A 15,264-nucleotide genomic window follows, 5' to 3' on the forward strand; every position below is an offset into this window, starting at 1 on the left:
GTATTTTTGAATAAAAAAACCATGCAATTTAGAACCCAAATACCAATTTCAAAAAGTAAAGCTCCAATCGATTATAATTCGAAAGTACTTTCTTTTGGTTCTTGTTTTGCAGAAAATATGGCGGAGAAATTTGATTATTTTAAATTTCAGAATGAAACCAATCCGTTTGGGATTATTTTTAATTCGGTTTCAATTGAAAAATTATTTGAGAGAATTTCTAAACAAGAAATGTTCGAGGAGAAAGATGTTTTCTTTCACAACGAACGTTGGCACAGTTATGAAGTGCATTCCGATTTAAGTAATTCCGACCGACAAGAATTGCTTGAAACTTTAAACAAAGCAATTACAGAAACCAATAAACAATTAAAAGAAGCATCACATATCATCATTACATACGGTACTTCCTGGATTTACAGAAATCTCGAAAGCGAAGAAATTGTAGCCAATTGCCATAAAGTGCCACAAAAACAATTCTCAAAAGAGTTATTATCTGTCGAAGTAATTCAGAAAAGCATTCAAAACACAATTGATTTAATTCAGACATTAAATCCAAACATAAATTTCATTTTCACCGTTTCCCCAGTTCGTCACATAAAAGATGGTTTCGTAGAAAATCAACTAAGTAAATCACATTTATTCACGGCGCTTCATCAAGTTTTAAAAACTCATAATTCAAAACTCATAACTCATAATTATTTCCCTTCGTACGAAATCATGATGGATGAACTTCGCGATTATCGTTTTTATACCGAAGATATGCTTCATCCCAACCAAATTGCGATTGATTATATCTGGAAACTTTTCAGTGAAAATTATATTGCTCAGGAAAGCATTTCGGTAATGCAGGAAGTTGATGAAATCCAAAAAAGTCTGCGTCACAGAAGTTTCAATCCAGAATCAGAACAGCATCAAAAATTTTTAGCAAAACTTCAGCAAAAAATAAATCTTTTAGGAGAAAAATTGCCACAAATCAACTTTTAATTTGCCAAATCTTCTTTTCGTATAAAGTAAGAAATTAACTATTTTACAGTAAAATTTTAGAATAATTGCAGATAATTGTGTAAATTGTTAAGGTTTAAAATCCACAATTTTGTAGACTGTATAATTACAGCCTTATAAAACTGCAACTTTAATCTAATCGTGTTTTGCTGACGTATGAATAAGAAATCAATTCATTTTCTAAAAAAAACACTTCGTGTACTCCTTTGGTGCGTGGGTTCTGTGGTTGCGCTTTTATTGCTTTTAATTGTTTTAATTCAGGTTCCGTCAGTTCAGAATTTTGTTAAGGACAAAGCGGTTTCTTACCTTCATAAAAAGATAAAAACCAAAGTTTCGTTAGATCATATTTCGATTAAATTTCCAAAAGATGTAGTGCTGGAAGGTTTTTATTTTGAAGATCAAAAAAAAGATACTTTACTGTCTGGTAAACGATTAGAACTCGATGTTGATCTTTTTAAATTGGTTAGCAGTGAACTCGAAATCAATTCAGTTTCTTTAGAAAATACGACAGCTAACATTTCCCGAAATAAAGACGGCGTTTTCAACTTCGATTACATTATAAAAGCATTCGAATCAAAAGAACCAAAAGTCGAAGATCCAAATGCAAAACCTTTTAAAATTTCGGTTGTAAAAGTCAATTTAGATAATATCAAATTCAATTTTAAAGATGATTTCTCTAAAAATGATATTCGCGTAAAATTGACTCATTTTGACACAAAATTCAAAGAATTTGATTTGGATAAAATGAATTTTGATATTCCGAATATCGATCTTGACGGATTGAAATTAGTTTTGAATCAAGATGTTGTAGAGAAAATTGCCGAAGTTTCAGTAAAAGCAGTCGATACAATTTCCAAGCGACCAGACTTCAAATTGAAACTCGGAAAAATCAGTTTGTCAAAAATTGATATTGCTTATGATAATAAAGATTCAAAATTAGATTCGGGAATAAAACTCGGAAATCTGAATTTGTCTTTCAATGAAATTGATCTAAACAAACAGTTTTTAGATTTCGATACTTTCGAACTAAAAAATCTTAGCGGAAATTTAAGATTAGGAGTAAAAGACAAACAAATTGACGCGCCAGATTTAGATACAACAGCCATAAAACAAGCGGGCTGGAAAGCAAAACTAAATAAAGTTGATATTGAAAATGTTGCATTCAAGTTTGATGATATGCAGTCAAAAGCTGTTGCAAAAGGTTTAGATTATGGTCATTTGGATTTGAACAAGTTTAATTTTCAGGCCGAGAAATTGTACTATGCCAATGATACTATTTCAGGAAACATTAAAGCGCTTACAGCAAATGAAAAAAGCGGTTTAAATATTCAGGCTTTAAAAACCGACTTTTTCTATGGTCCAAAAAATGCGTATCTGAATAATCTATATTTAAAAACACCACAAACGCTTCTTCAGGATAAAATTAAAGTAGAGTATAAATCGCTCAAAGCGCTTCAAAAAGATCTTGCGAACCTTTCGATCGAAGCTAATGTAAAGAATTCAAAAATTGGTTTCAAAGACATTTTATTGTTTGCGCCAGATTTACAAAAAACAAATCCATTTAAAAGTAATCCAAATGCTGTTTTGGCGATTAATACACGTTTGAGCGGTAAAGTAAAAGATTTGAATATTCCGTTATTCGAAATGAGCGGAATCGGAACTACAAAAGTTTCCCTTTCGGGGAAGATAAAAGGCTTGCCTGATGCTCAAAAAGCGTATTACGATTTGAATATCAAAAAACTATCAAGCACTTCAAAAGATATTTATGGTTTTGTGCCAAAAGGAACAATTCCGACGAATATTCAAATTCCTTCACAGTTGAGTTTAGTTGGGAAATTTAAAGGTTCGGTGCAGAATTTCAAAACAAATTTGGCATTGAACAGCAGTTTCGGAAATGCAAAAATCGATGCTTTGTTTGATCAGCGCATCAAAAAAAGAGAGAAATACGATGCCACGGTTTATTTATTGGATTTTAATGTTGGACGATTAATCAAAAATGATTCGATTGGAAAAATTACGCTTAAAGCGAAAGTCAAAGGAACTGGTTTAGACTCAAAAACCGCAAATGCAGTAGTGGACGGATTGGTTCAAAAAGCGGTTTTTAATAAATATACTTACAGAGATTTAGCATTAAAAGGAAATATTGAAAATGGATCTTTTGCTGTAAGATCAGGAATGAAAGATCCAAATTTGAATTTCGATTTGGTAGCCAGCGGAAATACAAAAGAGAAATATCCGGCTGTAAAACTAAAATTAAATTTAGATATAGCCGATTTAGAAAAATTGAATCTTCACGCCGGACCAATGAAACTTCGTGGAAACGTTGATGCCGATATTGCCAACAGTAATCCTGATTTTCTAAACGGAAAAGTGTTTCTTTCAAACATTCAGATTTTGCAAGACAAAGAACCAATTGTTTTAGACTCGGTTCGTGTAATTGCATTTTCAGATAATACCCGAAATAATATCAAAATTTCATCACAGTTTTTAAAAGCCGAAGTTGACGGAAAATACAAATTGACAACGCTAATTGCATCAGTAAAAAAATCATTATCGAAATATATTGATTTAAAAAATCCGAAAGTAAATGGAGAATCTGACGAACAAAGATTGGCTTTTACTTTAACGGTTGATAACGATCCGATTTTGTTTCAATTAATTCCAAAACTGACAGGTTTAGAGCCTATTAAAATTACTGGAAAATATAATAATGTTGCTGATTCTTTAGAAATAAAAGGTTCAATTCCAAGAATTGTTTATGCAGATAATACCATTTCTGACGGAAAAATAAATATTGAAGCCAAAGAAAATGCTTTAGAATATGCTATTTCTTTTGCTACAATTGAAAGCGGTTCTTTAAAAATTCCGTTTACGAGTTTGTCAGGAAAAGTAGAAAACAATATTCTGGATTATGCACTCGAAATAAAAGATGCAAAAGATAAACAACAATATTTTGTTGGTGGAATATTCAAAGCCGAAGATTCTAAAAACATATTCAAAATCGATGCTGAAAATTTCGTTTTAAATTATGACAAATGGAAAATCGATCCGGAAAACGCCATTGAATTTGGAAAAAACCAGCTTTATATCAACAAATTCTTTCTTGAAAATGACGGAAATGAATTGAAAATTCAATCGCGAGGAACACAAAATAATGCGCCAATTCAGGTTGATTTTGTCAACTTCAAAATCGAAACTATCATGAACATTGTCAAAAAAGACAAATTGCTCATGCAAGGTTTAATTAATGGAAATGCAGTTGTCGAAAACGCAATGACAAAACCAACATTTACGTCAGATTTAAAAATTGACGACTTTATTTTTAAAGGTGATAAAGTTGGCGATTTAGAAATAAAAGTAGATAATAAAACAGCCAATATTCTTACTGCGAATGTACAATTGAGCGATGAAGGAAACGATGTAAAACTGTCAGGAGGTTATGTAATTGAGGGCGGAACTTTTGATTTTGATGTGGCGATAAACAAACTGAATATCAAAAGCATTCAGGGTTTCAGTATGGATAATATTTCTGAAGGAACAGGCTATTTATCAGGTAATTTTAAAATTCAGGGAACAACCGATGCGCCAAAAATTAACGGAGAACTTAATTTTAATGATACGGCTTTCAGAGTTACACAGCTGAATTCGTACTTTAAAATGGATCAGGAAAAAATCACGTTTAATGACGGCATAATCGCTTTTGACAAGTTTACGCTTCACGATGAAAATGACAACGAATTAACGGTTGATGGCACCATTCAGTCACCAGATTTCAAGAAATATAATTTCGGTTTAACAATTGTGGCTGATGATTTTAGAGCGATTCATTCTAAAGCACCCGACAATGATTTGTTTTATGGAGATTTGTTTTTGGACACCAAATTAAATGTAAAAGGAACGCTTGAAAATCCTGTTATTGGCGGAAATATTAAAGTAAATAAAGAAACTAAGTTTACGGTTGTTTTGCCACAATCAGATCCTTCGATTGCTGACAGAGAAGGAATTGTGGAATTTGTAGATGAAGACAATCAATACTTGAGACAAACGGCTGAGATGGAGAAAAAACTAAATCAGTCAGAATTAATTGGAATGGATGTCAGCGTTGATATTTCGATTGATAAAGAAGCGGAATTGACATTGATTATCGATAAAGGAAACGGAGATTATTTGAACTTAAAAGGCGAAGCGCAGTTAACAGGCGGAATTGACCCTTCGGGAAAAACAACTTTAACGGGTAAATATGAATTTACAGATGGAGCATATGAAATGAATTTCAACATGATCCGAAGAAAATTCAATATTCAGAAAGGAAGTTCAATTACCTGGAATGGAGAGCCGACAATGGCAAGTTTGAATATTACGGCAATTTATAAAGTAGAAACCGCACCTATTGATTTGCTTGGAAATCAGTTAGGAGATAAAACTCAGGCTGAAAAAAACACTTATAAACAAAAAATACCTTTTGAGACACATCTAAAAATGAATGGTGAATTATTAAAGCCGGAAATCACTTTTGATATTGTACTTCCAGAGGGTAATTATGGGGTTTCTTCTAATATTGTAGAGTTGTCTCGTACAAAATTAGAACAATTGCGTCAAGAACCAGCCGAATTAAACAAACAGGTTTTTGCACTGTTATTATTGAATAGATTTATTGGCGAAAATCCGTTTGCGAGTGAAAGTGGCGGTACAAGTGCAGAATCTTTGGCGAGACAAAGTGTGAGCAAAATTCTCTCTCAACAATTAAATGATTTTGCTGGAGAATTGATCAGCGGTGTACAATTGGAGTTTGATTTGGAATCAACAGAAGATTACACCACAGGAACGATGGAAAACAGAACCGATTTGAATGTTGGTGTTTCTAAAAAACTTTTAGATGACCGATTGAAAGTTACTGTTGGAAGCAGTTTTGCAGTTGAAGGACAGGAGCGCGCCAACGAGCAAAGCACCAATATTGCAGGCGATGTTGCTTTAGACTATCAGCTAACGAAAGACGGTCGTTATATGCTTCGTGCGTATCGAAAAAACGAATATCAAGTGGCAGTTGAAGGTCAGGTAATCGAAACCGGAATTGCTTTTATTATTACCATGAGTTACAATAAATTCCGTGAACTTTTTCATCGCAGTGAAGCAGAAAAAGAAATGATTAGAGAAGAAAAACTGCGTAAGGAACGACAAAAACAAAAGGAAAAAGAAACGAAAGAAAAAGAGAAAAAAGAAGAGGAAAATCAAATTAAAGGCACTGATATAAAAACATAAGGACATGAAAAACAGATATATAAAATATTTTATTACGCTGTCCTTATTTTTTGTTTTTGGATGCAGTAATACTAAATATTTACCCGAAGGTGATTTGCTTTATACTGGCGCTTCAGTAAAAGTGAAAGATTCGGTTATTAAAAAGAAAGACCGAAAAGCTTTAGAAAATCAGCTTGAAGATTTGCTTCGCCCAAAACCGAATAAGCAATTTTTGGGTCTTCGCCCGAAATTATGGATTTATAATATTGCTGGCGAACCTAAAAAACAAAAAGGGTTTCGGTATTGGCTTCGAACAAAAGTAGGTGAAGAACCTGTGCTTTTTAGCAAAGTAGATTTAGATTATAATACCTCTGTTTTAAGAAATTTTACGGAGAACAAAGGCTATTTTAAAACCCGTGTCAGTGCCGATTCTACGGTTAGCAATAAAAGAGTTACTGCAGAATATATCGTTATACCAAAAAAGCAATACATCATCAAAAGCGTGACTTTCCCAGATGATTCACTGGCAATGTCAAGAATCATTGGAAGATCAAGTCGAAGAAGTTTGCTGAAAGTTGGAAATCCGTATGATTTGGATGTTATAAAAGCCGAAAGAGAACGAATAGACGCAAGACTAAAAGAAAAAGGCTATTATTATTTTAATCCAGATTATATTTTGGCAAAAGTAGACAGCAGTAAAGGCGATCACGAAGTAAAAATCAGATTGGTAATAAAAGATGATACTCCGCCAAAAGCATTGACAGCTTATAAAATTGATAAAATTATTGTTTATCCGAATTTCTCCATTTCAAAAGACAGTGTAAAATACAAACCAGAAGATATTGTTCAGTACAAAGATTTCACCATTATTGACACGGCAAATACTTTTAAACCAAGAGTTTTTGACCGAACAATTTATTTCAAAAAAGGAGATTTATACAATAGAAAAGATCACAATTTGACTTTAAACCGATTTGTAAATCTTGGTACTTTCAGTTTTGTTAAAAATGAATTTAGAACATCAGACAGCATAAAAAACGCACTGGATTCCTATTATTATTTGACGCTTTTACCAAAGAAATTCATTCGCGTTGAGGTTTTGGGGAAAACAAATTCAGCAAGTTACACAGGTACAGAACTCAATGTAAATTGGAACAATCGAAATTTATTTCGTGGAGCAGAATTGCTGACTGTTTCTGTTTTTGGCGGTGCTGATTTTCAGCTTGCGGGAGTGAATAAAGGCAAGAATATTTATAAATTAGGAACCGAAACGAGTTTGACCTGGCCAAGATTTATAACGCCATTTCATATTGATGGATCGAGTGAATATGTTCCAAGAACCAAAGCAACGCTTCGGTATGAATATCAAAACAGAACACAATTGTATGCTTTGAATTCGTTTAAAACTTCTTTTGGTTACTTGTGGAAAGAAAATGCCCGAAAAGAACACCAATTGAATGTCATGGATATTACGTATGTAAGTCCGAATCATGTAACACAGGAATATCGCGATGATATTAAAGCAGATTCATCTTTAGCAAAAGTAATTGAGAAACAATTGATTTTTGGACCCACTTACACCTACACGTACACGAATACTATGCAGAAGCGTAAAAAGAATACGTTTTATTTTAGCGGAGAATTGGATTTGGCTGGAAACGTAACGGGTTTGATTACTGGCGCGAATATCAAAAAGAACGATACAATTAAAATCTTTGATGTCCCTTTTAGTCAATATGCAAAAATAAGAGGCGATTTCAGGCATTATTTAAAATTGGGGAAAGAAAGTGAATTGGCCAGTCGAATCATTGTTGGAGCTGGTATTCCTTATGGGAATTCTAGTGTTTTGCCAACATCCAAACAGTTTGTGGTTGGAGGAACAAATAGTATCAGAGCTTTTAGAGCACGATCAATTGGACCCGGAAGTTATGTAAACACAGCAACAACAAATGATTATCTGCCAGATCAATCAGGAGATTTGAAATTAGAATTCAGCACCGAATACAGGACGAAGCTTTTTAGTATTGTAAAAGGCGCAGCCTTTATTGATGCAGGAAATATTTGGCTAGTAAATGCCGATCCCAATAAACCGGGAGCAGAATTTTCTAAAGATTTTATGAAAGAAATCGCAGTAGGCGCAGGTGTAGGTTTGCGATTTGATGTGTCTTTTTTTATTCTAAGAACTGATTTGGCTTTTCCGCTTAGAAAACCGTATTTGCCAGACGGTCAAAGATGGGTAATTAAAGACATCGATTTTGGAAGTGGACCTTGGAGAAAAGAAAACCTGATTTTGAATATTGCAATTGGATATCCGTTTTAAGGTTTTTTTCTGCCACGACTCGAGCGATAGCGAACAGGCAAAGCAATTCGCAAATTTTATCTAATCTTGGCGTTGATTTTTTTAATCAATTTCACAAATTAAAATTCGAATAATTCAACTTTAAGCATTTCAGAAAATTAATATAATTCGTGAATTCGTGGCGAAAAAAAAGGAAAAAAGCAGTAAATTGGTCTAAAATATTTTAGAAGAATGCAAAACTTAGTCAAAAGAATTATCGGTATCAGTGTTATTGTTTTAGTCATTATTTTGGCTTTTAAATATTGCCAATTCAAAAAAGACGACGATTCTGATATTCAATATAATACCAATTTAATTCAGCAACAAATTCTAAATGTTGGGAAATTGGTTGTCACCGAAGGACATTTTTCAGAAGTCATCACCTATAAAAATCAGCAGAAATATTTCATGGACATGATTTCTTTTGAAAAGAAAGCACTTGTTGTTGTAAATGCGAATGTGACTGTAGCTTATGATTTGCATAAAATGAAATACGACATCGACGAAAAAAATAAAACCATTACGATTTTAAATATTCCAAAAGAAGAAATTACTATCAATCCCGATATTCAGTTTTATGATGTTGAGCAAAGTAAACTGAATCCGTTTACTGGCGATGATTACAATAAAATCAACAAATCAGTAAAAGCGAATTTGGCTAAGAAAATCGAAACATCTTCATTAAAAACAAACGCCGAAAACCGTTTAATCAGCGAATTGTCTAAGATTTTAATTATGACAAATTCAATGGGCTGGAAACTGCAGTATAACGGGAAAACTATTGAGTCAGAGACTGAGTTGAACCAAGATCTGAAATTGTAGATTGAGGTTCAAAGGAACAAAGTTTTTTTTACAATCTTGTCATTTCGAGGAACGAGAAATCTCCGCAAGTAACTCCGCAACGAGAATCCAATCTTTGTAGAGCTTCTCGCGGAGATTTCTCGTTCCTCGAAATGACATAAAATGAGGAGTAACCTTTGTCATTTTGTTACTTTGAAACTTAAAAACTAAACTATTTCTTTATCAAAAATCAAATCCAAACCGCCAGAAATTAAATGCGCCACTTCAGGACGTTTTATTTTCAATTGATCCAAATGAACCAATACTTCTTGCAGTAATTGTTTATCGTCAGAATCTTTCAAAAGTTCAGCAATTTCAACGGTTAAAAGCCAATCATTTGGGTGATTGTTTTTTAATTTTCCAAAAACAGATTTTAATTCCGTTTTAGAATCTTTATTATTTCGGATGTTTCGAACAGTAGCGTATAGAATTTCTAATTCATCGCGTTCGTCAGTATGTTTTGCTTTAATAGTTTTAGTTGACGGAACAATATTGATCAAATCAAAACTATTCACATCGGCTGGACCCGAAAAAGCGGAAACCACTTTTTTACCAATTGCCATATCGTAATTTCCCCAATCAGGCTGAAACAAAATTGTTTCGCCATGCGTTACGGTACAATTTCTAAAACTAATCAAGATAATTTCTCCGTGTAAGTTTCTTGAACCTGTAATGATTTCACCTTCAACAATAATATTTCCCTCAAATTCCAGTTTTACTGTTTCATTTTCAACGATACTATAAGCCTGTAAATCCTTCGGACTCATGTCTTCAATCGCTAAATTAAAGCCTTTCAGTTTCCCAATCGGACTTCCAAATCCGTGTGGATGTGTTAAAGTTCCATGGCCAACTAATTCTTTTTCGCGGTATGCCAAAGCTGTTTTTCCAGTTGTCTGAATGTAAACCGGTTTTCCTTCTTCTTCAATTACATTCGTGAAAACGCCCGAAATCTGCAAGCCAGTACTTAATTCAATTGTTCCCAAAGCATTCGACTGGATTAATTTCTGAATTCCAGAAAGCCCTCCAGTACGTAAAGCCATTTTATTGGCAAATTCTTCCAAAATTAAACTCAAATAAGAGAAAGTTGGCGTTACATATAATTGAGGTTGTAATTGTGTAATATCAAAATTCTGATTTGCTGCCGAAATATCATAAGGGATTTTTTTTACATTATCAGTCATACAGTGAGCGCTTTCACCAATAGAAGAAAGTAATCCGGCGCCGTATATTTTTGGATTTTCAACAGTTCCAATTAATCCGTATTCAACTGTCCACCAATGTAAATTTCTAATTTGAGCCATTTCAGATAATTCGCCCATGTTGTTTTGTAAATCGGCAACGGCTTTTTCAGCTTTGTCAATTTTTTCTTGAGGCGTATCTTCGGCTTCTTTCAAAATCGAAAGCAAACGAATCGCTTCATACATTTGGTAATCTTTATGCGAAGAAATCGCTTTGCATCCAATTTCGCCAAAACGTCTTAAATATTCTGCATATTCAGGATTAGCAATAATAGGAGCGTGGCCGGCACCTTCGTGAATAATATCCGGAGCGGGCGTGTATTCAATATGTTCTAATTGTCTGATATCCGAAGCAATAACCAAAACATTATAAGCCTGAAATTCCATAAAGGCATTTGGCGGAATAAATCCGTCAACGGCTACGGCAGCCCAGCCAATTTCGGTAAGAATACGGTTCATTCCGTACATACTCGGAATAGAATCAATTTCGATTCCGGTTTTCTTCAATCCCTCTAAATAGGAGTGATGAGCAACTTTAGAAAGATAATCTACATTTTTACGCATTACATAGCGCCAAACCGCTTGATTAATAGGTGTGTAATCGCTATAATCCTGAGGTTTAATAAATTGCTTTAAATGTTTAGGCAATCGCTCTAATAATGGGTTTGTTTCTATAGATGCATTCATTTCGAAAACGTTGTAGATTAGAATGTAAAATTACGAATTTAGACTGCTAATTTTTGCTATTCATCACAAAATTTTTATTCGAAAGTGTGTTTTATTGCGTTTTTATAGTTTTTTAGAGCTTAGCAAGAAAATGGATTTTAACAGTCGTTATTCTCGTAATTGACTTTTTCCATTGTTTTTTCAAAGTCAGCCAACTCTTTTTTTGTCATTGGAGCTTCTTTCAATTCAACTTTTAATTGTTTTTTAGTGTCAGGACTTATCCATAATCCGGAAAAAGTATTTTCGATTTTCTTCAAAATTAATAAGCCGCTAAAACCATGTTCTACAAGAACAAATTCATTTTCAGCCTTTCTATTCTGAGTGATATTCAACTGAATCCAGTTCTTTGATTTGTTGTAACGATACATTGAAGTGTACATTAAATCGGCTGTGCATGGATTTTCTTCTGTTTTGATGTAAACCGTTATTGGCGTTTTTCCATCCACAGTTCCTTTGTATAGATTTGATGTTGGAGCCGTTTGAGCTTGAATTGTATTCAAAAAAGAGAAACAAATTATAAAGAAGAGCATTATTTTTTTCATTCGAAAAACTTTTAGTAGGTTTTTAATTTGGTTAAGATAGGGTTTGTGCTGAACCAAATTTATTTAAAAAATAACAACATCATCTAAATTTTGAAATTTACTTTTAAGATTTCTTGATCGAATTTCTCAATTCATTTTCAGCATTTCTGAAATATTCAATTTTATGATTGAACATAAAAGCCATATTTGTAGCACGCATTTTTGCTTCTTCTGTCAATGGACCTGCAAATTGGGAATCAATTGTTGTGTTGAAAATTTCGATCCAACGATCAAAATGAGTTTTATCGACTGGTAATTGTTTGTGAGGAGGAAACGGAGTTCCAGAATAGGCACGGACATCAAATAAAATGGTTTGCCAAAAACCGTACATTTTTTGCAAATGAGGTTCCCATCGATCTTGTAATTTATCATTAAATATTGGACCTATGAGATCATCTTTTCTAACATTGTCATAAAAGCTGTTCACCATTTGTTTAATATCTTCTAAAGTCGAAATATCTTTAAGGGGATTCATTGTTTTTCTTTCTAAAATGAATTGCAAAAATACGATATAACTTCTTGACTAATCCATGATATTTGTCATTTAACAAGTGGTTTTTCAACCCTAAAAACAATCAAATTTAGGTTGTAAAATACGTGTTTTTGAAATTTTGTAGATGCAGTAAAATAAAAAGTAAGATTTTTTGTGCTTTATTTTTAATTAATTATTTGATAATCAATATTTTGAATTTTGATTAGATAAGTTTTTGTTAAGGTAAATTTTACAAATGATGTGTATTTGTAAAGTTTCAATTATATCGATTTCGTTAAAATTGATATATTTTTGATGCGTTTTAATAAAAATAATCATAATAAAATGAGAAAAATTTAACTATCAACAAACCTCAAAAACCACAAAAAAAATGCACAAAACTACTCAAAAACCTACAAATCAGGTAAAAGCTTTTATGACACAAGTCATTATAATAATGCTTTTATGTATTACAAAAACAAATGCTCAGACGGTTACGCCTTTTATAACATCAGGCGATCAGACAAAATTACTTCAACAGCAGGCAACTGTAAGTTTCGGAACAAACTCAGGAACAAATCCATCTACAGTTACAGTTAATGCAGGAACAACCTATCAAACAATGGACGGTTTCGGTTATACGCTTACAGAAGGTAGTGCCGAAGTGATAAGCGGAATGGCAGCAACACAGCAAAACCAGTTATTGAATGATTTGTATAATCCAACTACAGGATTAAATGCAAGTGTGATTCGTATTAGTATAGCGGCTTCAGATTTGAGCAGCTCTTCTTATAGTTATAATGAAACTTCGGGAGATACTAATATGAATAACTTCAGTTTAAACGGTCCGGATTTGACTTATTTGATTCCGATTATCAAAAAGATTCAGTTGATCAATCCGAATATTAAAATATTGGCAACTCCTTGGACAGCACCACGATGGATGAAAACCAATGGTTCTTGGGTTGGCGGAAGTTTACAAACACAATATTATGCAGCTTACGCCAAATATTTTGTAAAATACATTCAAGCTATGCAGGCGCAGGGAATTTCGATTTGGGCTATCACGCCACAAAACGAACCTGAAAATCCAAACAACGAGCCAAGTATGCTGATGAATTCTACAGAGCAAAAGAATTTTATCAATCAACAACTTGGACCTCAATTGGCTGCTGCTGGATACGGTGGTGTTAAAATTATTGCTTTTGACCACAATTGCGACAATACAGCATATCCAATTGATGTTTTAAACAACAGTAGTTATGTAGATGGCGCAGCGTTTCATTTGTATTTAGGAAATATCTCTGCAATGTCAACTGTAAAAACACAGACCAATAAAAACGTTTATTTTACAGAGCAATATACAGGTTCTGGAGGAAGTTTCGCTGGAGATTTTGGTTGGCACATGCAAAACGTTGTTATTGGTAGTACAAATAACTGGTCAAAAACAGTTTTGGAATGGAATGCTGCCAATAATTCAAGCATGGGACCGCATACGCCTGGCGGTTGTAACAGCTGTTTAGGAGCGATTACAGTAAATAATAGTACAAGCTATACTAAAAATGTAGCGTATTATATTATTGGCCAAATTTCTAAATATGTGAAGCCGGGTGCAGTAAGAATTAGTTCTTCTAGCACAAGCGGAAGTATTGTATCAGTTGGATTTAAAAACCCTGATGGATCAATTGCTTTGGTGCTTTATAATACTTCTGGATCATCAAATACGATAAAAGTGGTTTCAGGATCATCGGCATTTAATTATGCAGTTCCAGGATCATCTGCGGTTACTTTTACTTGGGGAACAGGAGGTACGGTTGCTGTAACGGGAGTGAGTGTAAGCCCGACTTCGGCAACAATTACAGCAGGACAAACACAGCAGTTGACAGCGACAGTTTCTCCAAGTAATGCGACAAATACAGCTGTAAATTGGAGTTCAAGCAACACTTCGGTTGCAACTGTAAACTCAAACGGTTTGGTTACAGGAGTAGCTGCAGGAAATGCAACAATTACTGTTACAACTGTAGACGGAGCAAAAACGGCGACAAGTACAATTACAGTAAATGCATCAAGTACTGGATTTCCGGGATATTATAATATCATTTCAAGAAACAGTAATAAAGGTCTAGATGTGGCTGATAATTCCACAACTAGCGGAGGAAGAATTCAGCAATACGATGTTACCAGCGGAGGAGGAAGCAACCAAAGATGGAAATTTGTTTCAGACGGAAGTGGAAATTATTACATTATTGTAAAATCAACGGGAATGTATCTGGCAGTTGAAAATAATGGAACTGCAAATGGACTAAAAGTACAGCAAAGAACTTTTGTTAATTCTAATGAATTTAAATGGACGGTTGCAAGTCTTAGTGGCGGATATTATAAAATTACCAATGTAAATACCGGAAAGTCTCTTGATGTCGAAAATGTTTCGACAGCAAATGGTGCTAATATCCAGGTTTGGGATTATACTGGCGGATTAAATCAGCAATGGCAATTTGTTCAGGTAGAATCAACTGCAAAAAAAGCGTTGGCACCAACAGTTTCGGCAGAAGAAGAAAATCCAAATGATATGGTGATTTTTATTAATTCGTCGAATGATTATTTAAAAATTGATACTAATCATAAAGGAAGTGCTGAGGTTGAAGTGTACTCGCTTGAAGGTCAAAATGTGCTGAAGAAAAGCGTAAATTTTGAAGGTCGTCAATCTGAAATTGAAATTTCGAGATTACCAAAAGGCATTTATGTAGTGCGGGTAAATGACAACACTGGATCGTATTCTAAGAAAGTGTTGAAACAATAAATTACAAATCTAGAATTCAATTAGTAATTTTA

Annotated in this window: 8 protein-coding genes; 5 read left to right on the top strand and 3 right to left on the bottom strand. The window is 33.6% G+C overall.

Annotation, left to right across the window (positions count from 1 at the left end):
* The first annotated feature begins 21 nt into the window (after positions 1-21).
* The 4 genes from FN795_RS11010 to FN795_RS11025 all read left to right on the top strand — a co-directional run bounded on the left by FN795_RS11010 (position 22) and on the right by FN795_RS11025 (position 9,397).
* Positions 22-981 carry a GSCFA domain-containing protein gene (locus FN795_RS11010; protein WP_142450632.1) on the top strand — a complete coding sequence of 320 codons (960 nt, stop codon included), beginning with the start codon at positions 22-24 and terminating at the stop codon, positions 979-981.
* A gap of 174 nt (positions 982-1,155) precedes the next feature.
* Positions 1,156-6,258 carry a translocation/assembly module TamB domain-containing protein gene (locus FN795_RS11015; RefSeq protein ID WP_142450633.1) on the top strand — a complete coding sequence of 1,701 codons (5,103 nt, stop codon included), beginning with the start codon at positions 1,156-1,158 and terminating at the stop codon, positions 6,256-6,258.
* A gap of 4 nt (positions 6,259-6,262) precedes the next feature.
* Positions 6,263-8,557 (top strand): translocation and assembly module lipoprotein TamL, encoded by a 2,295-nt coding sequence (gene tamL / locus FN795_RS11020; RefSeq protein ID WP_142450634.1) that lies wholly within the window; start codon positions 6,263-6,265, stop codon positions 8,555-8,557.
* A 210-nt stretch (positions 8,558-8,767) separates the two neighbouring features.
* Positions 8,768-9,397: a DUF4230 domain-containing protein gene (locus tag FN795_RS11025; RefSeq protein ID WP_142450635.1), complete on the top strand. Its 630-nt coding sequence runs from the start codon at positions 8,768-8,770 to the stop codon at positions 9,395-9,397.
* Between the two features lie 185 nt (positions 9,398-9,582).
* Here the strand turns inward: FN795_RS11025 and FN795_RS11030 are convergent, their stop codons facing one another.
* The 3 genes from FN795_RS11030 to FN795_RS11040 form a co-directional block, all read right to left on the bottom strand.
* The gene (locus FN795_RS11030; RefSeq protein ID WP_142450636.1) at positions 9,583-11,340 is read right to left on the bottom strand and encodes an aromatic amino acid hydroxylase; all 1,758 of its coding nucleotides are present in this window, start codon (positions 11,338-11,340) and stop codon (positions 9,583-9,585) included.
* A gap of 137 nt (positions 11,341-11,477) precedes the next feature.
* Positions 11,478-11,921 carry a hypothetical protein gene (locus tag FN795_RS11035; RefSeq protein WP_142450637.1) on the bottom strand — a complete coding sequence of 148 codons (444 nt, stop codon included), beginning with the start codon at positions 11,919-11,921 and terminating at the stop codon, positions 11,478-11,480.
* A gap of 103 nt (positions 11,922-12,024) precedes the next feature.
* Positions 12,025-12,435, bottom strand: coding sequence for a group III truncated hemoglobin (locus tag FN795_RS11040; RefSeq protein WP_142450638.1), 411 nt, complete (start codon positions 12,433-12,435; stop codon positions 12,025-12,027).
* Positions 12,436-12,823: 388 nt separating this feature from the next.
* Between FN795_RS11040 and FN795_RS11045 the strand changes: the two genes are divergently transcribed.
* Positions 12,824-15,232, top strand: a complete 2,409-nt coding sequence (locus FN795_RS11045; RefSeq protein WP_142450639.1) for an RICIN domain-containing protein — start codon at positions 12,824-12,826, stop codon at positions 15,230-15,232.
* Positions 15,233-15,264 lie beyond the last annotated feature (32 nt).

It is taken from the genome of Flavobacterium resistens (assembly GCF_900182645.1).
In the GTDB taxonomy this organism is placed as follows: Bacteria; Bacteroidota; Bacteroidia; order Flavobacteriales; family Flavobacteriaceae; genus Flavobacterium; species Flavobacterium resistens.

Excerpts from the sequence above, each read along its gene's own strand:
- FN795_RS11010 (WP_142450632.1), top strand. The coding sequence starts at position 22 with ATGCAATTTAGAACCCAAATACCAATTTCAAAAAGTAAAGCTCCAATC.
- FN795_RS11015 (WP_142450633.1), top strand. The coding sequence starts at position 1,156 with ATGAATAAGAAATCAATTCATTTTCTAAAAAAAACACTTCGTGTACTC.
- tamL (WP_142450634.1), top strand. The coding sequence starts at position 6,263 with ATGAAAAACAGATATATAAAATATTTTATTACGCTGTCCTTATTTTTT.
- FN795_RS11025 (WP_142450635.1), top strand. The coding sequence starts at position 8,768 with ATGCAAAACTTAGTCAAAAGAATTATCGGTATCAGTGTTATTGTTTTA.
- FN795_RS11030 (WP_142450636.1), bottom strand. The coding sequence starts at position 11,340 with ATGAATGCATCTATAGAAACAAACCCATTATTAGAGCGATTGCCTAAA.
- FN795_RS11035 (WP_142450637.1), bottom strand. The coding sequence starts at position 11,921 with ATGAAAAAAATAATGCTCTTCTTTATAATTTGTTTCTCTTTTTTGAAT.
- FN795_RS11040 (WP_142450638.1), bottom strand. The coding sequence starts at position 12,435 with ATGAATCCCCTTAAAGATATTTCGACTTTAGAAGATATTAAACAAATG.
- FN795_RS11045 (WP_142450639.1), top strand. The coding sequence starts at position 12,824 with ATGCACAAAACTACTCAAAAACCTACAAATCAGGTAAAAGCTTTTATG.